13 protein-coding genes and 1 pseudogene are annotated in these 18,409 nt (G+C 52.4%); 4 read left to right on the plus strand and 10 right to left on the minus strand.

Annotated features, from left to right (window positions below; translation table 11 throughout):
• Positions 1-331: 331 nt before the first annotated feature.
• Positions 332-1,327 carry a type I glyceraldehyde-3-phosphate dehydrogenase gene (gene gap / locus CA13_RS10635; RefSeq protein WP_419194172.1) on the minus strand — a complete coding sequence of 332 codons (996 nt, stop codon included), beginning with the start codon at positions 1,325-1,327 and terminating at the stop codon, positions 332-334.
• 191 nt (positions 1,328-1,518) lie between these two features.
• On the opposite strand from gap, the gene CA13_RS10640 reads away from it, so the two are divergent.
• Positions 1,519-2,328, plus strand: coding sequence for a class I SAM-dependent methyltransferase (locus CA13_RS10640; protein ID WP_146396203.1), 810 nt, complete (start codon positions 1,519-1,521; stop codon positions 2,326-2,328).
• A gap of 17 nt (positions 2,329-2,345) precedes the next feature.
• On the opposite strand, the gene CA13_RS10645 is transcribed toward CA13_RS10640, so the two are convergent.
• The 5 genes from CA13_RS10645 to CA13_RS10665 all read right to left on the minus strand — a co-directional run bounded on the left by CA13_RS10645 (position 2,346) and on the right by CA13_RS10665 (position 9,115).
• Entirely contained in the window at positions 2,346-2,930 is a 585-nt protein-coding gene (locus CA13_RS10645; RefSeq protein ID WP_146396206.1) for an LURP-one-related family protein, read from the minus strand.
• Between the two features lie 99 nt (positions 2,931-3,029).
• Positions 3,030-3,422 carry a DUF3467 domain-containing protein gene (locus CA13_RS10650; RefSeq protein ID WP_146396208.1) on the minus strand — a complete coding sequence of 131 codons (393 nt, stop codon included), beginning with the start codon at positions 3,420-3,422 and terminating at the stop codon, positions 3,030-3,032.
• A 293-nt stretch (positions 3,423-3,715) separates the two neighbouring features.
• Complete coding sequence (locus tag CA13_RS10655) at positions 3,716-5,953, minus strand: hemolysin D (RefSeq protein ID WP_419194173.1); 2,238 nt, start codon at positions 5,951-5,953, stop codon at positions 3,716-3,718.
• A 126-nt stretch (positions 5,954-6,079) separates the two neighbouring features.
• A complete protein-coding gene (locus CA13_RS10660; protein WP_419194174.1) occupies positions 6,080-7,006 on the minus strand; it encodes an efflux RND transporter periplasmic adaptor subunit in 927 nt (308 codons plus the stop codon).
• 57 nt (positions 7,007-7,063) lie between these two features.
• A complete protein-coding gene (locus tag CA13_RS10665; RefSeq protein WP_146396211.1) occupies positions 7,064-9,115 on the minus strand; it encodes an HlyD family efflux transporter periplasmic adaptor subunit in 2,052 nt (683 codons plus the stop codon).
• 381 nt (positions 9,116-9,496) lie between these two features.
• On the opposite strand from CA13_RS10665, the gene CA13_RS10670 reads away from it, so the two are divergent.
• Positions 9,497-10,018: a hypothetical protein gene (locus tag CA13_RS10670; protein WP_419194175.1), complete on the plus strand. Its 522-nt coding sequence runs from the start codon at positions 9,497-9,499 to the stop codon at positions 10,016-10,018.
• Between the two features lie 21 nt (positions 10,019-10,039).
• Positions 10,040-10,591, plus strand: a complete 552-nt coding sequence (locus CA13_RS10675; protein ID WP_419194176.1) for a DinB family protein — start codon at positions 10,040-10,042, stop codon at positions 10,589-10,591.
• On the opposite strand, the gene CA13_RS10680 is transcribed toward CA13_RS10675, so the two are convergent.
• The 4 genes from CA13_RS10680 to topA form a co-directional block, all read right to left on the minus strand.
• Entirely contained in the window at positions 10,588-11,583 is a 996-nt protein-coding gene (locus CA13_RS10680) for an adenosine kinase (RefSeq protein WP_146396214.1), read from the minus strand. The two genes, CA13_RS10675 and CA13_RS10680, sit on opposite strands and share 4 nt — an antisense overlap.
• Positions 11,584-11,670: 87 nt before the next feature.
• Positions 11,671-13,824 carry an ATP-dependent DNA helicase RecG gene (gene recG / locus CA13_RS10685; RefSeq protein ID WP_146396215.1) on the minus strand — a complete coding sequence of 718 codons (2,154 nt, stop codon included), beginning with the start codon at positions 13,822-13,824 and terminating at the stop codon, positions 11,671-11,673.
• A gap of 84 nt (positions 13,825-13,908) precedes the next feature.
• On the minus strand, positions 13,909-14,088 hold the full coding sequence (locus CA13_RS10690; RefSeq protein WP_146396218.1) for a DUF6800 family protein: 180 nt from the start codon (positions 14,086-14,088) through the stop codon (positions 13,909-13,911).
• A 108-nt stretch (positions 14,089-14,196) separates the two neighbouring features.
• Positions 14,197-16,920 (minus strand): type I DNA topoisomerase, encoded by a 2,724-nt coding sequence (gene topA, locus CA13_RS10695; RefSeq protein WP_146396221.1) that lies wholly within the window; start codon positions 16,918-16,920, stop codon positions 14,197-14,199.
• Between the two features lie 371 nt (positions 16,921-17,291).
• Here topA and CA13_RS35000 point away from each other — a divergent pair.
• Positions 17,292-18,409 (plus strand): annotated as a pseudogene (locus CA13_RS35000) (hypothetical protein); the annotation flags it as partial.

The following is an 18,409-nucleotide window of genomic DNA, read 5'->3' on the forward strand; positions in this document are numbered from 1 at the left end:
GACCAGTTCAAACACAGAGGAAATCTAATGCCAATCCAAGCAAATCTGAGAATAAAAAAAACCGGAAACGAGGCTAAGGTGTTCCCCAATCACGAGTTAGCCTTCTATCCCTAACAATACCCGCATCCCCCCCCTGTCCGCCAAAAGTCCAGTTCGCTTGTAAATTTTTCTAAAACTTTGCAACATTGCATTGTTAGCAGGCGTCTCAAGTCGCAAAATGCGACGACAATCTTAGTTTGGAGGTGGCTGTGAGCGAAAAAACGAAAAAAGGCCCTGCGTTTCCGCCGGACCTTTAGAGGGTGTATCACATACTTAGTACAGGGTACTTTTACTAGTCTGCAATTTTTGCGACCAAGTCGAGAACCTTGCAGGAGTAGCCCCATTCGTTGTCGTACCAAGAAACGACCTTGACGAAGGTCTTGTCGAGTTGGATACCCGCGTTGGAATCGAATACCGAAGTACGGGATTCGCCGCGGAAGTCGGTCGAAACGACGTTCTCGTCCGTGTAACCGAGAATGCCCTTCATCTTGCCTTCCGAAGCAGCCTTCATCGCCTTGCAGATGTCTTCGTAGCTTGCTTCCTTGCTTAATTCGGCGGTCAGGTCGACGACCGATACATCCGAAGTTGGAACTCGGAACGCCATACCGGTTAGCTTGCCGTTGAGCTCAGGAATAACCTTGCCCACAGCCTTTGCCGCACCAGTGCTCGATGGAATGATGTTTTCCAAAATTCCACGTCCACCACGCCAATCCTTCTTCGATGGTCCGTCAACGGTCTTTTGCGTTGCGGTCGCCGCGTGAACGGTGGTCATCAAAGCACGCTTGATGCCGAAGCTATCATTGAGAACCTTGGCAATCGGAGCCAAGCAGTTCGTTGTGCAGGATGCGTTGGATACGAACTTTTGTCCGGCGTAGCTTTCGCAGTTCACACCCATGACGAACATCGGAGTGTCGTCTTTTGGTGGTGCGGACATGACAACCTTTTTCGCACCGGCATCAAGGTGACCCTTTGCGGAATCTTGCGTCAGGAAGAAACCAGTCGACTCAACGACAATGTCTGCTCCGACGTCGCTCCAAGCCAAGTTGGCGGGATCGGTTTCCGCAGTGATGCGGATTTCTTTGCCATTGACGACAAGATTGCCGCCCTTGGTTGATACGTCGCCTTTGAAACGACCGTGGACGCTGTCGTACTTCAGCATGTAAGCTTGGTAATCAACATCCAAAAGGTCGTTGATTGCTACCACTTCAATGTCGTCACGAAGGACCGACGAGCGGAAGACCATGCGGCCGATTCGACCGAAACCATTAATTGCAACTCGTATAGCCACTGTTCCATTTCTCCTAACGGTGATGGAAGGCCTGGCCATTTCGCAGACCCGGCACCTGAATAAAATTGCCCGTTTACATCAAACTGACTGTTCACACGAATCAAAACCGAAAAAGCCGCTCAGTGAACGATTCGCTGAAATGTCGCTCTCGTTGGGATTCGATGGGCGGATTATAGAAACGCAGACCCCACTTGAACCAGCCCCCAAATTCCTCTCCACCGCCCGATTGGCGTCGCCCGGTTGGCGTCGCCCCCGGAACCTGGGATTACGTCCATGAGCGGACAATCGCCGACCATTATGACGCGTTTGTGGCAGATACTCCGCTATGCGCTCTCGATCAACAAATCGTCGCAGATGAATTTTCTCTGCCCCAACCTGGAAAAACAGTATCAATTCTTGATCTGGGCTGCGGCAGCGGCCGAATCGCAATCCCACTGGCCGAGCAAGGCTTCGAGGTTTTTGGCGTCGATTTGAGCACCCGAATGCTGGAACTCATGCTCAAAAAAGCTCGCGAACGAAATTTTGAAGGCCAAATTCACGCGGTTCGAGCAAATTTGGTCGAGCTTGATTGTTTTTCTGCCTGCTCGATCGACCATGCCGTCTGTCTGTTCAGTACCCTGGGAATGATCCAAGGCCGAGCAAATCGCCGCCGAATGCTAAGCCATGTCGCTCGCATCGTTCGCCCAGGCGGAAAATTGGTCCTGCACGTTCACAACCGCTGGGCCGCATGGCTGGAACCACGAGGCACTCGCCGCTTGGTCGGCAGTTGGACTCGGTCGTGGTGGGACCGCAACCACGAGTTCGGCGATAGCGTTTATGCCTACCGAGGCCTCGAGAAAATGTTTATGCACCGGTTTAGCCGATCCGAACTCGTATCGGACTTCACAGCCAGCGGATGGAAAACGACAAAGTTGCACTGCGTTGCACCTGATGGATCTTCCCTCCAATCGCATCGGTTTGTGCCTGCCGGTGGTTTCGTCGTGATTGCAAGTCGCTCGTAGAGACTAACGGAATTGAATTATCCGCGTCCACGCTCAAGCAACACCATCATGATCAGTGCGAGTAGCGATCGAAGCTCGTCATCCTCGGGGATGTCGCTCAGTTTTTCGAGAACAAACTTTCCTTCAAACACGGCGGGTTTCTTGGTGAGCCGAAGCAACTGCGTGCCGTCGGGTCGGCAAACGATGTAGCTCGGATTGAGTAACATCGCTGCAACAAAGCCAATCACAGGGATCTCACCCAAGATGCTCTCAAACACTTTCTTCACCGGACTCTCTTCGCTGATCGTCATGTCGACCGCGTCGTCCTGCATAATCTCGTAGTGGGCCGACCAAAGTGACCGCATCCCTTTGCGTCGCACTGCGCCCCAATCGTTTCCTTGGGCATCGGTGAAGTGATAATTAGCCGAAAAGTCAATGATCCGATCCGACGCAATTTGGAATATCTGGCTCGTTTGCTTTTCATCGCTGTATATCTGAACGTTCTCTTTCAACTTGAACATTTTCTGCTTGATATACATCAACACATTGCCGGTCGCGTCGGTCGCAGTAATCCGTTGACCAAAGGTCATGAGTTTAAAGCGAAGCTCAATAGGGTATTGCATGATGGACAAGCTGTTGGAAGAAGTGAAAACGAAAGAAGCCGCGCAACCCAAGTGGGGGCAACGCGGCTTCGTTTAGCAGAAAATTTCCAGCAAAAGTGACTAGCTCTTTTGCGGAGGTTGCTGTTGTTGTAGCCCCGGACGAACTCGCTTGTTGATGTCCGTTTCCAAAACGCCAAAAACCGATTCATGGCGAGCGACTGACATTTGAAGGGCGGCAAGCAAACGCTTCGCGGTAAAGAAATTCACGATGATACGTTGCTTAACTTGGATCGGCTCCTTCGGCACGCCAATCGGTTGTGGATTCAAACCGAAGTCGACGATCAGTTCTTCAGGCGAACCGGTGACGCGGCAGAAATTGGCATAAGTTGCCATCGCGTTGTCATCGTTCACTTGAACTTGAACGGGTTGTTGAGGTGGTGTTTGAGCAGCCTCGGCCGGAGTCGCAGCCGCTTCGGGCTGTGCTGCGTCGGTCGTCTTGGTGTCGTCTGCCATCTGTCAAGTTTCTCCAAAAAGTTGAGGAAGATTTTAAACGCTCTCGTGTTACAAACGATCGAGAACGAGTGAGGGGCGAAAAAACAAAAGGTTATCTCATGGCGTGCCGCCCGAATTGCATTTTCGCTGCAAGCATGCCGACTTTTTTGTAGGAATGCTGCCATCCTATCAATACCGTCCGCTGCTGCAACGTGAGACAACGATGTTCGATCTAAAAATAAGGTGTTGTTTTCAATCCAATGTTAAACGACGAAAGATGCGTAGTTTGGTCGTGCGATCAATGTCAGTATTTTTTAAAACTCAAAGTTAAATGTCTTCGCAATCACTCGCCACAACCGCTGCCCAAGCGACATCGGATCGACATGCACCTTCGCACTGCCACGATACCCGGGTCGGAACGGCAATTCGCTTGGATCAAGTGGCACGCGAGCCTGGTAGGAAACGCTGCGTGGCTTGATCGCTCCGGTGCGCGGATCAATCTCTGTTTGTAAATCGCCGCCCGTTTGGCTAGCCATCGAAGTCGAGGCTGCTTTGAGCGGATCATTCGACTTTTCGGCAATCACCCCGGTAAACGTTTCGAGTCTCCGCGAGTCAAGTTTCATGTCAACCGATTGGCCTTCACGAACCAATTGCACGTCCCCTTGGTCGATCACCAATACGGCTTCGAATTCATCGGGTTTACCTATCTCGCAAATCAAATCATCCGCTGTCAACATCGCTCCGCGGTTACGTTCATCCAGCGGTGTTCCAGACCATCCAGGCAAACGACCGTCACCCGCTTCCTGCGGTTTCTTGATCGGTGGCGGCAAGACATGCCCATCCTGCTTTGCCAATACGACCAGCCGATCGAGTTCTTCTTGCGTTTTGGCTTTCAAGTCACGGATCGAATGGAGCAGTTCCGCTTGCGTTTCAATTTGTGCTTTGAGCGCATAATCATCGCGACTTCGCAGCGACATATTTCTCAACTTCACCGACGCAACTTCCTCTTCGCCGCGAAGATCAGCCATACGGATTTGAAGGTCCGGATTCTCCAGCACTGCAATCTTGTCATTGACGTGCACAATCGTCCCTGGCTCAACGGTCCATTGAATTCGGCCGGGCGACCCTGCGTAAACGGCGCCCGCTTTGCTTGGACGAATCTCAAACGCACAATCGACATGATGAGGGAAGGGGATATAGGCAACACCGGCGAGGATTGCTCCCACAATCGCCAGCGTAGCCAGAAGGCGACCTCGTTTCACTTTTGATAATCTCCCAGGAGTACGACAGAATTTCCAGGTTTGAATGATCGGTTGTGCGACCAGCCCAAAAAACCCAACAACCGCAACCATCCGGCCAATCGCTTGAAGCCCGTATGGTTCGAGCACTTTGATGACGAACCAGCAAATCGAGAAGACCACGACCCAGCGATAAATCACACTGGCGACCGTAAACATCCCGAACCACAACTTACCCCGAGTCGGCATGAACGGATCGTCTTGAAGCTCCAAACCAAGGCACGTCTCTTGAAACCAACGCTTCAATACTTCGGTACTCTTTTGACGAAGGTTCGGAATCTCCAGAGCATCCATCAAAATGTAATAACCGTCAAACCGAAGCAACGGGTTTCCGTTGACGAGCAACGTTGAAACGGCATTCAGGAACATCATGTTCAAACACAAATCGTTGATAGTGGTTCCCTGTTCGGAAAACCACCAAACAAACGCGGCGATGGAAGCCAAAACCATTTCAACATAGATTCCGGCTGCACCGATCCAGACACGTTTCCATTTGTTAGGCAACATCCACGAGTCAGACACGTTGCAATACAAACACGGAGTGAACACCAACAGCATGAAGCCGATTTCGTGACATTCACCGCCGAATTTCTTACAACTTAGCCCGTGCCCGAATTCGTGAAGCACTTTCACAATTCCCATCGTGACCGCCAAAATCAGCCACCGGTCAGCAGCGAAAAATTGTTGAAACGTTGGCAATTTCGCGTAGACCGTTTCGTATTGGCTAGCCAACAGCAAGCCCGCACAGCCGAACAGTCCAATAAAAAACAACAGCGCAGGAACGGTGAACACCCAACCGAGCCAAGGCAAAATTGCGTTCAGAATTTTTTCAGGGTCAAACCCTCGGAACCTTAGCGCAAAGACATTGGAGACTTTGCCCATCATTTCCTTGTTTTTCTTTTTGCGACCACGTTCACGCAGTGCTTTTCCCTGGCCGGGCGAATTGCTGATCACGAGCCCGCTACGGTGCAGCATTCCAATAAATTGCTGCAAGTCACCGAAAGTGATTTTTTGCGGAGCGAACCGCTGCTCAAAACCATCCTTGATCTGTTGCAGACTGACGTGACCATCGAGCATATTGAGAATGTAGTACTCTTCGTCGTGAAAACGAAAATACTGCAATCCCACGGGCTCTTTAACAACCCAATATCCCGTCCCCTGATAGCGATGTCGACTCGACGTCAAGTCAGGCCGCTTGCGCACCGTGAGCGCACGCGATGAACTGCTAACGAGAGATTCGGCAAGACTTGGCATCGAAGAAAGTTTAAAAAGTAAGCGGTGACGTTTATGGAGACAAACCGCGACGCACGATCACGCACGAGCCTCGGGCTAAAGCTTTAGAGCCAGGGAACTCACCTTAAGTTCCCCGATGAAGGCGATCTATGGTTTAACAATAATTTCGGCTCGCATCCCGGGTTTGATTGTCCAGTCTTCGCCTTGTTGTTGGTTTCGAATTTCGACCCAAACACGGTATCGGTTTCGCAAATCGATCTCACTACTGACAAAGTCGATTTTGCCTTGAAGCGACATCGCGTTATCACTATTCGCTTCGCGATAGACCAGCACTTCGACGGGTGTCCCGCGAGTAACTTGTCCAGGATAGCGAAGCGCGTCGATGTCACCTTCGACTCGTAATTTGTCAAGTTGGACCAGTTTTGCAATTGGCGTTCCGGGCTGCACCCAGCCGCCGAACTGGGCAAACCGCGTCTCGATAAATCCATCGAACGGAGCCGAGATGCGATACTTTTTAAGTTGCGCCTCGGCCATCTCTCGTTCGGTTTCTTTCCCTTTGAATTGCACCTTAGCAATTTGAATTTGCATTTCGGAAACCTCGATTTTCAGTTTCCCACGCTCTGCTTCGAGCCGTTTCTTTTCGAGTTCCCAAAACGGAATGGCTCCTTCGCGGCGCAGTTCCGCGTATGCCTCCGCTTCGGCGCGTGCCAACTTTTCACTGTTCCGTGCGTCCTCTAAGTTGACTTCGTTCGTCGCATTCAACAAAGCCTCTTTCTCTTCGGCTTTCTTTAGCTCGACGCCGAAATTCGCTTGTGTGTCATCGATGATCGCCAAAATGTCTCCGGCGGCAACCGTCGCTCCTTCTTCAAACTTAAGCTCCATCAACTTCCCCTCAACTTCGGCTGGAACGTCGACACTGTTGATAATTTTGACCATGCAGTTTTCGGCGCGAATTTCACCCGAATTGGCAGAGGTGGATGGCTGACCAAAATTGGACTGGGTGAAGCTATTTTGCGCTATCGCGGGGATTGGCAAGGCCATGAACGCTAGACAGCCAAAGATAAACGGTTTCACAAGCAGAGGCTCCAAAGGATTAGATCGAGTCGACAACGGAAAAAGGAGGACGTGTTTTTAGAAGAAGAACTTATGGCACCATTCGACGATTTCATGAAAGAACACGAACCCGCTGGCTCGGCGACCACAGCGAACTTTGGCAATCACTTTTGCCCCCGGACGCGGCAGCAACTCGCGAAGCTTCTCTTGATCAGGCTTGGCTTCCATCAAAATCACCGCACCGTGTTCTTCATTCGGTTCGGCTCGCGCCGAGATATCGGCGACTGGCAACTTGGCCTCCAACTGCACATCCGGGTCGGTCGCCAAGATGTAAGTCACATCCAATTGGTCCGTCTTTTCATTAGTGATGTACGCATCGAGATGCCCTTCGCGTTTCTCAGGCAATTCCAACTTCAAGAACAATGGCTGGGTCAAATCGGCCACTTCCAATAAAACTTGTCCAGTTGAAATCGGACGACTACGAAGCATCTTTTCGACATCCCACGATGTCACAACGCCATCGATTGGCGAACGAATGATCAATTGATCGGCACGTTCGACTAACAATTGTCGCTTCGCGAGCAGCACTTCCCGTTTCGTATCGAGTTCATTCAATTCACCCTGCAACGCGCGAATGTCAGACGGTTCGAGTTTTCGCTGCTGCGTCAATTGACCTTGCACGCGAGCCTTCTCTGCTAACGTGGTTTGAATTTGGCCTTCGATGTCAGTCAGTTGGATTTCCATATCACGGTTGCGAAGACGAATCAATTCTTGCCCCGCTTGGACTGGCTTATTGTGATCGACCAGTACTTCGATCACCTCACCATCAATCGGTGCAAAAATCTCGCGTCGAACTTCAGGTGTTAGCGTCCCTTCGGCCTCCAGGTTGAAGTCTTTGGGGAAGAAGTACAAACCGAGCAATATGCCGGTAATCAATGCCAACACGCCAAGTGTTTTCGGCAACGTCCGAGCTCGGAGCACCCAAGTCGCCCGACCGATGGCACGCCAAACGGGCATCAAGAACAAGTTGCTATGCGTCATCGAGTTTGCGATCGCGCGAGTGCCATGCTCGTATACCAAATCGCAACGAGCATGGAAAACATCTTCGGGAATGTTGCTCTCGATTTGTTCAACGATCAACGCGCCGATCACTTCGCCACGGTGCGCGTTGTCACGATCAATCTCGCCCGCCGCACCCGTGTCTTCTTCCGCTCCAAGTTTGCGCTGGGGTTCGCGTAGCGGCAAGACAGCAATGTTTCGACCGTACGACTGGTCGACGTAGTCCTCAAGAGCCTCTTCAATTTGAGGAGGCAAATCTTCGGTCGACCCATCATGCCAAAGAGGTTCGCCTGCTGCGACGACTCGTGTTGCCAATTGGTTGAGCGCCGTAACAATGTTCGATCGGCTCTCAATCGTGTCTTGCCCACTGATTGCCTTGACCGTGCATTTGCGTCCTTTCTTAATCGCCACGCTCACGCGGTCGCATCCGATCAAACGGCGTCCTTCGTTGGCGACGATATGGGCTGTTTCCATTAAGTCAAGCGATTCATGTGCAGCACGAGCAAAGGCATCCGATTGCTGCCAAAGCGTTTGGCGATCACCAAGCTTCTGCAACTTTTGGCCTCGTAACCAATCGGCCGCCAGTTCGCACATTTGTTGAACAAACCGAAGGTAACCCCGTTGGGTATCGGGGGCCGTATCGGGACGCTGAAAGACCTCGATTAAGCCGTCCTGTTGCTCGTCATGCTTGAGGGCCCCAAGCACGAGTAGATAACGTGTCGGATTGCCTTCGGCTTCCCCATCGGTTGTTCCCGAATAAGGGGGCACGATCAGCGATTGCCCCGTATTGGCAACCCGCTGAATCAATCGTGTGTGCCGCGTCGCATCGTCGGTATCGGTAGCCAAGATCGATGGTTCGGCATTGATTTGGTACTGAAGCCGCAAATGACGGTCTTCATCGAGCAGCCAAATGGCACCGCCGGCAGCGGCCAACGCAGTGATAATTCGCGACAATAGCTCGGGGTAAAACTCATCCGCAGTCGCACCCGATTTAGCGAGCGCGGCGATCTCGTTGACCAACGACCGGATTTGAGCTTTGGTTTCCTCAACGGTTTGCTGATTGACCGACATGGCGTATTTCGAAGCTAACAAGGAATAAAGGTGTAACGATAGGTTTTGTCGACAGTAGTAAATCCTGCCATCGGACGCCATGTTGACTCGGCTACTTCCAAGAGAAACATCCGATCTGTGGCGGGACTTTTCCGTTTGGTCCAAATGCCCCGGTTGCTGTTTACCCCAGCCCCCCGACGCTGAACCCGTCCCCCCGACGCTGAACCCGGCCCCCCGACGAACTTCCCTTTCAACAATTCCCACTTTCCTACCTGGACAGTTTATACAATTTGTATAAACTCGTCTAGAGAGCGATTCAAAAAAACACCAGACACATCCCGAATGTGAACCCTTGTTTACCTTTTCGCAAGTTTTTATTCGCCGAGGACGCAGCAGGTTTTGATGTCTCACCCCGATCCCCCCCCCTCCCAACCGCCCCAAGAGGGTGAGCCCAGCAAAGAGGGTGAACATGGCTCGGACCAGATGACGCCCGAGACGGAAGCCACCAGCTCCCCAATCGACGGCTCCCCGGCTGAGGACGAGACGCTCGGCGGTGCTGCGATCGAAGACCTTGAGCGGGAACTGAATCGATTGCAGCGATCAATCCGCTTGGCGATTCAATCCCATTTACAAAAACTTGCCGGGCGTTCGTTCGGTTCACTGGAACAGAACCAGCAGATGGCCCAGTCGGTTCACTCGCTACTTGACGGCCATGGGCTCCGTGTTCGTTGTTGCGAATGCGGTCATCCGGCGATTTTGCGAGTTTCACCTCGGGCGGGGATCGAGCACGGAGCGTTCGTTTTCGACCACACGATTGAAAGTCGCCGCACGTTTCATGGTGGCCGGTCCGTGATGCCTGAGCTCCGCTTGGTCGCAAAACCGGCGAGAAAGAAACCGTCAGCTGGCAAGAAGGCAGCTGGCTAAGATCCTGGTATGATCTTGGCCATGAATACCACTTCGACTTCCCCCCCCGCCATCCCGAGCCCGTCCGATGCAGCCGTGATGTTGCGCGGGGCGATCGGCCAAATCCAATTCGCGCGAAACTATACGCTCGAGCTGCTCGAAAATACGCCGCGTGATTTATGGTTCACCATTCCCGAAGGTTTACCAACACACATTGCATGGCAAGTCGGGCATCTAACGGTCAGCCAATACGGACTACTGATGTTTCGCATCCGTGGCCGACAACCAGATGACCTCGATTTGATTCCTAGCAGATTCCGCAAAGCCTATGGCCGTGAATCAGCGCCCAACGCGGACCCATCAAGTCAACCATCGCCCGACGAACTTCTCGAACGATTCGCGAAAGTCCACGCTGATTCGCTTCAAGTACTTAGCGAAGTGGAACCCTCGGCGTTACTCGAGCCGATCGACATGCCTTATGCCGCATTTCCAAATAAGCTCGGTGCGGTCTTGTTCTGCCCCATCCACGAAGGAATCCACGCCGGACAGCTCGGTGTTCTTCGGCGGGCTCACGGTTTGAAATCGGTTCGCTAGCCTAGCTTGCTGAGGCTTTCGATCTCTTCTTGTGTGAATTTGTTCTCCAATCTCGCGCCCATTTGCGAGACCACTCGGGCGGCCGCCTGCGATGCGAGGTGGCCGGATTGCCGCCAATCCATTCCGTTTGTGATTCCGAAAAGCAAGGCCCCTGCATACATGTCGCCGGCACCGGTGGTATCGATTGCATTGGCCTTGACCCCTTCGATCGGGAACGACTCACCACCGTGCATCACGATCGAGCCTTTGGGCCCTAGGGTCAGAGCGACGTTTTCCGCATGATCATGGATCGTCGCAGCACATGCGATCGGATCGTCTTCTCCGGTGAGACTCTTTGCTTCTTCTTCGTTGCAGAAGAACAAATCGACTGGCCCCGTGATCAAATCCCAAATTTCGTCACGAATCATGTTGACCAAGAATGGGTCCGAAGCTGTGAACGCCACCTTCACTCCGTTGTCTTTGGCCAATTCCATTGCACGGTAAGCAGACGCCTTGGTCTTTTCACCGGTAAGCAGGTAACCTTCGACGTAAACGTACTTCGCCGCCTTGATCATGGTTTCGTCAATATCATCGGCATCTAAAGTTACCGATGCACCAAGGTTTGTCAGCATTGTGCGTTGCGCATCACCCGTGATCAACACAGCCGATGTTCCGGTTCGCAACGCATCGGTCGGCTCAAGATCAACCGATACGCCAATATCACGCATATCACGGAGGAACGATTCGCCAACATCGTCGCGGCCGATTTTTCCAATGAATGCCCCAGAACCACCAAACTCCGCGAGAGCGACGATCGAATTGGCAACCGATCCGCCTGCACAACAATTCAGCGGATGACCATTGAGACGATGCAAAACCGAACGCTGTTTTTCATCGTCAACAAGCGTCATGACCCCTTTGTCGAATCCGAGTTCGCTTAAGATCGCATCTTCCACTTTCGCTTGGATATCGACCAACGCGTTCCCAACACCAAGCACATCATAAGACGCCATTCGATTCGCTTTCTTTCGATAAAGAGACTAAAAAACTTCGGCCACCAGGCGACCAACATAATGGCAATGCCTAGTTTCGTGTAGTCGTCATGCGACATCCCCTAGATCGAGTCGCTTCCCGTATCGCCGCATCACTTGAGCCTTGAGCAGGCTAATTTCGGGCGATTCGAGATCGGGATCCTCATCAATCATCTGCTGAGCGACCGCTCGGGCGACAATCAAAATGTCGATATCGCGACTCGGATGGGCAATCCGCAGTGGTGGCAACCCGCTTTGTCTTGGTCCCAACAAATCCCCCGGTCCACGAAGCCGAAAATCGGCTTCGGCCAACTCGAAACCATCATCGGTTTGTTCCAGTAATTTCAAACGTTCATTTTCGCTCGGTGGTAATTCACCGTCCGTGAACACGCAAACATGCCCTGCGTGCGATCCTCGTGAGATTCGGCCACGTAGTTGGTGCAATTGAGCCAGCCCAAAACGCTCGGCCCCCAGAATCGTCATCACCGTGGCGTTGGGTACGTCGATCCCCACTTCGATCACCGTGGTACTGACGAGCACATCGGATTCACCTTCCGCAAACGCCTTCATCGTTTCGAGCTTTTCTTCAGGTCGCATCCGGCCATGCAACAATGCAATGCGAAAGTCGGACAGCGTCTTTTCACTCAAATCACGGTACACCGTTTCGACCGACGAGATGTCTTCGCCCGTTTCGTCATCCACTTCCTCGTCGGTCGACGCCATCACTCGCGGAGCAACAACAAACGCTTGACGACCTTCCCTCAACCGCTCACGAACGAACGTCCACCAACGATCTTTCCAACCGTCGTGTGCCAAATATGTATTCACTGCGGCACGCCCCGGTGGTTTCTGGCGAAGCGTACTTAGCTCAACATCACCAAACAACGTCATCGCCATCGATCGAGGAATCGGCGTTGCGGACATGACCAAATAATGTGGATCGACTCCGCCACTTCGAAGTGCAACTCGTTGGCCAACGCCAAATTTGTGCTGTTCGTCAATCACGCACAAACTAAGCTTACTGAATTGAATATCACCATACAGCAACGCTTGCGTGCCCACCAAAATATCGATCTCACCAACCGCCGTGGCGCGAATCGTCTCAGCTCGTTCTGACTTCGCCAACGAGCCACACAACAATCCCAATCGAACGCGGCTGCCTTCAAGAATTTTTCCTAATGTCGCAAAATGCTGGCGAGCCAGAACTTCGGTCGGCGCCATCATGACCGCTTGATGTCCGTTGGCAACTGCCAACATCATCGCATAGACGGCCACCACCGTCTTACCACTACCAACGTCTCCTTGCAGCAAACGATTCATCGGAAATTGGCACGCCATATCATGGCTTACTTCCTTGATCGCTTGGGTTTGATCGGCGGTCAATTCAAACGGAAACCGATTCAAAATACGTGCATCAATCATTGCACTCCGCGCGACCGGTGGCGCCTGCAAATCGCTTGTCAATTTCCGCCGACGGATCGCCAGTGCCAACTGCATCGCAAGCAGTTCTTGAAAGACTAGGCGGGTTCGTGCGGCCAGCATCGACTGTTCGCTGTTTGGTTGATGAAGATCGCGAAGTGCCGTCTTAATGGTTGGGCACGCCCCGCGGATCTCGATATCCGCTTCACGAAGCCGGTCAGCCGCCGATTGGCGAAGCGACTCGGGCATGACTTCCACTAAATCGTCTTCGACCGCGTCGAGCACTTCGGCTACCAGGAAACGCAAATCCTTTTGGCGTACTCCCTCGGTCAACGGATAGATGGCAAGCATCTTGGGCTTGGTGATCTCTTCATCGGAATCGAACAAGGTCACTTGTGGATGAGTGAACTCCATCCGTAGCCCATTCAGTTTCGGAGTGCCCGAAATCATGACCTTTTGATCAACGAGAAGCTGCTCGGCACGAAACGGTTGGTTGAAGAACAGGATGCGAACGGCCCCTGTTTCGTTTTGAATGATCGCACCAAAAACCGATTTACCGGGTGACCGCGATACGAGTTCCGCATCGGCGATCGTACCGATCAATGACGCCGGCTGCCCTTCGCGCAATTGATCGACCGACATGGGTGGTGCCGGTCGTTCGTAGTCACGTGGTAAAAAGAAAGCGACGTCTTGAGCTGTTTTCAGGCCAAGTTTTGCAAGCCGCTTGGCGCGTGTCACCCCCATTCCTGGCAAGGCTTGAACCCGCGTCGACAACTCGATCGGCGGTTTGCGAGGCTCGTCCATTCCAACAGGGCCCAATGGCAAATTGGCAACGAAAAGGCAAAAAGCGTACCGTTTAGGGAGCGATAGATGCTCCGCTTGGCAAGACTAAGCCTTCAGACCTTCGCGCTCGATGATTACTTCCGAGCCAGGAGTAAGTCGGCGGAGCTTACGAATCACTTCGCTTTTTTCCATCGTCCCTTTCTTTGCTCGATCAATCAGGTTACGAGTCTTCTTGCGCCGCTTGCGAAGACGACGGATTTCACGAACACGTTCGATGCCTGCCATAAAGGATTCTCTTAATTCGATAGGGTAAAAATTGGGTTGGGAGGTGAATTGGGAGCTTGAAAGTGTAGCAATCGCCGAGCAACAACGCGATAGCGGGACACAATCCGATCAGTCGGCCTTGGCTGAACCTTTCTTGACGGTCCCTTTTTTCTTGGATGTTTTCTTCTTGGCCGTCTTCTTTTTCGCAGTCTTTTTCGCAGCTTTCTTCGCTGTTTTCTTCTTTGCAGCCTTCTTTTTCTTTTTCGTCGGAGCCTTGGCGGCGCGTTCGGCCAAGAGGTCAAGCGCCGCTTCGAAGGTCATTTCCTTCGGTTCCATTCCCTTCCGCAGCGATGCGTTGGTTTCGCCATCGGTCACGTACGGCCCGTAGCGACCATCCAAGATTTTGACTTCTTTTTCGGTGATCGGCGAGGGATCGTCGAATTTCCGCAGTGGTTCCTTGGGCGTTCCCCGGCCGCGTGTCTTTGGTTGTTTCAATAACGCGATTGCTTCGTCCAAGGTGACTTCCAATGGAGAAACACCGGCGGGCAGCGAACGCGTTTCCTTTTCGCACTTGACATACGGCCCATAGCGACCGTCGAACGCTTGAATCGACTCACCGTTTTCTGGATTATCACCTAGCGTACGCGGCAACTCCAAAAGCTTGCACGCCAATTCAAGCGTCAATCCATCGATCTCCATTCCCTTCAGCAGCGATTGGTTTCGCTTTTCTTCGTCGTCGTTTTCACCCAGTTGAATATAGGGACCAAACCGGCCAACTTTTACATAGATCGGTTTGTTCGTTTCCGGATGGACACCAATCGGCGCTTCTTCCACGGCGCTCGCTTCGAGCAATTCCATTGCTTTTTGCAGGTTCATCTCGTCCGGTGCTAGCCCATCGGGAATCGAACCGCGACGTTCATCTTGCTCAATAAACGGGCCGTATTTTCCAACTCGTACAAACACCTCTTCGCGGTGTTCACCCTCGGTCGGAATGCCAAGTGAAAACTTGGCAGTGGTCCGTGGATCAATTTCTTCGACTTTGCTTTCGAGTCGCGGCTTCAAGCCAATCGCGTCGCTATCGCCATTCTCGGCGCCGTCGCCGAAGTAGAACCGTTTGAGGTACTCCAAGCGTTCCGCTTCCTGGCGGCTGATCGTATCGAGAAAATCCTCCATTTGAGCGGTAAATTCGTAATCAACCAGCTTTCCGAAGTGCGTTTCAAGTAGCCGAATGACGCTAAACGCCGTCCAACTGGGGACCAATGCAGTCCCCTTTTTGTAGACGTAATCGCGTTTTTGGATTGTATCGATAATCGATGCGAAGGTACTCGGCCGACCAATCCCTTTTTCTTCGAGCGTCCGGGTCAGTGCGGCTTCGCTAAACCTTGCCGGTGGCTGAGTCGTGTGACTCTTTGGATCGATGAAATCGGTATTTAGCGGATCGCTTTTGCTCATCGAGGGCAACAAGCGTTCTTTGTTAGCCAATTCGGCTTCGGGATCGTCACTTCCTTCGACGTAAGCCCGCAAGAAACCTTCGAACAAAATGCTGGTTCCGGACGCGGTAAAGACGGCTCCGCCACCTTCGATCGTAACGGCGATTCGCTGTTTCTTTGCGTCGGCCATTTGGCAAGCGACCGTTCGCTTCCAAATCAGTTCAAACAAGCGGTATTGATCCGAATCGAGTTCATTCCGAACCGCTTGCGGCAAACGGAACGGGGTTCCCGCAGGGCGAATCGCCTCGTGAGCCTCTTGAGCGTTTTTGACTTTGTTCGCATACACTCGAACGGTGGGATGCAAGAACGAGTCGCCGTATTCGCTTTTGGCCAAGTCTCGAGCTGCGTTGACCGCTTCGCTGCTAAGCGTCGTGCTGTCGGTACGCATGTAAGTGATATAACCGTTCTCGTAAAGCTTTTGTGCCGCCTGCATCGCACGGCGAGCGGTGAAACCAAGTTTACGGTTGGCTTCCTGCTGTAGCGTGCTGGTGGTGAACGGTGCTTTGGGGCGTTCGGTATACGGTTTCACTTCGACGGAGGTGACTTTGAAATCCTCGGTTCGCAGCCGTGCGGCCAAATCGGTGGCAGCCTTTTCATCCATTTGAAGCAAGCCGGACCGCTTCAGTTGGCCATTGGTTGAATCAAAGTCTTTTCCAGACGGGATTTTTTGGCCATCGACCGACGTCAACATCGCCGTAAACTTCTCTTTGCTATTGGTTTTGAATTCAGCCTCCAAGTCCCAATAGGTTGCGTCGACGAATGCAATCCGTTCACGTTCGCGTTGGACGATCAAACGGACTGCGACACTTTGGACACGGCCAGCACTGAGGCCTCGGCCGACTTTTTTCCATAGCAATTGCGAAACGTCGTAACCGTAAAGGCGGTCGAGAATCCGGCGTGTTTCTTGGGCGTCGACCAGCCCCGCGTCAATTTCGCGTGGCGTTTCGATCGCGTGCTGGATCGCTTGCTTGGTGATTTCGTGAAATACGAGTCGATAGACGGGAACTTTCGGCTTCAAAATCTCGTGAAGGTGCCAGCTGATCGCTTCCCCTTCGCGGTCTTCATCGGTCGCCAGATAGAGGCTGTCGGCCTCTTTAAGAGCTGCTTTGAGCTTGTTGACCTGCTTTTTCTTATCCGCAGGGACGATATAAATAGGCTCAAAATCGTTGTCCGTGTTAACACCAAGGTAGGCCCAAGGCTCCTTTTTGAATTTTTCTGGAACCTCCTTTGCGCCGCCGGGAAGATCGCGAATGTGGCCAATACTCGCTTCAACTTGGTAGTCTTTGCCGAGGTATTTCGAGATCGTGCGTGCTTTTGCTGGTGATTCAACGATCACCAAACTCTTGCCCGTGCTTTTAGCCATACAAAAATTCGACGCGGTTGTGGGTTAGACGAACAGGAACAAAACGCAGTACAAAACACAATTCAGACCGATTCTCGCCTTGACCCTGGAAATTGGGGGGCGATACCCTTTCGATCTTGGTTTGCGAATGATTAGTTTGACAACAAAACCAGCTTTGCCAACACGCTTGCAACGATTGCCAAGTGGTTCTCAAAGAGAGAGAGTTGGTCGATCCGGGCTTGTTGTCAAGATCACTGGTGTGACATAAACGCTCGTTCTATGCTCACAAGCCCGCACTTTTAGAGCGATTTCACAGAAAAAAACATTTTGTTAGACATTCACGCGGAAAGCAAAAACACGGCTCGTCCGCCCGACGCCAGAAAGAACCTGTCATGAATAACAGCCCCTTTGAAATTTTCCGCAGAAACCTCAAACCACTGATGGTGGTGCTGATCGGTTTGGCGATGTTCTCGTTCGTCGTGCTCCCCGCACTGCAAACGTACCTACAACGAAACCAGGGAGCTGGCGATTTAGTTCAACTCGCCACCTTCGATGGAAAGACGATTTCCGAGAACCGCGTTGCCTATCTCACCCGAAACCACCAATCGACCGTTCGTTTCCTGCGTGAATTGGCCGATGAGACAATTAGCCGCGGTGGCATACCGAAGACCCCAGGTTTTCGGTATGACGCACAAAACAAACGGGTCACAGGGCTGGGGATCAGCGAAAACCCGAATGAGCGAATGACCGTCAAGACGCTTCAATTTGCGTCAGAAGCCAAAAAATCAGGCTTCGAGCTAGACGATACCGCGATCGGTGCGTGGCTCGCTTCGTTCACCGACGGCATGATGAGCGATGCCGAAATTGATGGGTATTTGATGCAAAGCACGCGAAACCAGATGGGCCGCGTCCATTTGTACGAACAACTTCGCAACCACTTGCTTGCCGATTTGTACCAGCGCAACGGCTTCACCACCGTCGCCGCCGGCCAAATGCCGATCATGACTCCCGCCGAACAATGGAACAGTTTCCTCAAACTCAACCAAGAAGCGACCGTGGACGCTTATGGTTTGTTGGTCCGCGACTTTATTGACCAAACCGAGGCTTCGCCGACCGAGTCGGAAATCAAGAAGGTTTACGAAGCGGGTAAAGAGGTTGACCCAAATGACCAATTGCCAAATCCCGCGTTCCATCGTCGTTATTCCGCTGATTACGAGTACTTGGTTGCCGATCTAGAAACATTCGTCAAAGACGACGCGGCGAAAATCACCGAAGAAGAGTTGCGGGCGGAATACCAACGTCGACTCGACGGTGGCGATTTCAAATTGCCTGAAGATGACGCGATGGCCGACGATCTGGAGACGGAAGCCGACGTTTCGGAAACGATCGACGAAGAAGTGATGAGCCAGGAACCTGCAACCGAGGAATCCGCAACCGAGGAACCTGCAACCGAGGAACCTGCAACCGAGGAACCTGCAACCGAGGAACCTGCAACCGAGGAACCTGCAAC

Source organism: Novipirellula herctigrandis, from assembly GCA_007859835.1.
Classification (GTDB): domain Bacteria; phylum Planctomycetota; class Planctomycetia; order Pirellulales; family Pirellulaceae; genus Novipirellula_A; species Novipirellula_A herctigrandis.

Coding starts and splice junctions, on each gene's coding strand:
- CA13_RS10645 (WP_146396206.1), bottom strand. CDS start 2,930: ATGCAATACCCTATTGAGCTTCGCTTTAAACTCATGACCTTTGGTCAA.
- CA13_RS10650 (WP_146396208.1), bottom strand. CDS start 3,422: ATGGCAGACGACACCAAGACGACCGACGCAGCACAGCCCGAAGCGGCT.
- CA13_RS10655 (WP_419194173.1), bottom strand. CDS start 5,953: ATGCCAAGTCTTGCCGAATCTCTCGTTAGCAGTTCATCGCGTGCGCTC.
- CA13_RS10665 (WP_146396211.1), bottom strand. CDS start 9,115: ATGTCGGTCAATCAGCAAACCGTTGAGGAAACCAAAGCTCAAATCCGG.
- CA13_RS10670 (WP_419194175.1), top strand. CDS start 9,497: ATGTCTCACCCCGATCCCCCCCCCTCCCAACCGCCCCAAGAGGGTGAG.
- CA13_RS10675 (WP_419194176.1), top strand. CDS start 10,040: ATGAATACCACTTCGACTTCCCCCCCCGCCATCCCGAGCCCGTCCGAT.
- CA13_RS10680 (WP_146396214.1), bottom strand. CDS start 11,583: ATGGCGTCTTATGATGTGCTTGGTGTTGGGAACGCGTTGGTCGATATC.
- recG (WP_146396215.1), bottom strand. CDS start 13,824: ATGGACGAGCCTCGCAAACCGCCGATCGAGTTGTCGACGCGGGTTCAA.
- CA13_RS10690 (WP_146396218.1), bottom strand. CDS start 14,088: ATGGCAGGCATCGAACGTGTTCGTGAAATCCGTCGTCTTCGCAAGCGG.
- topA (WP_146396221.1), bottom strand. CDS start 16,920: ATGGCTAAAAGCACGGGCAAGAGTTTGGTGATCGTTGAATCACCAGCA.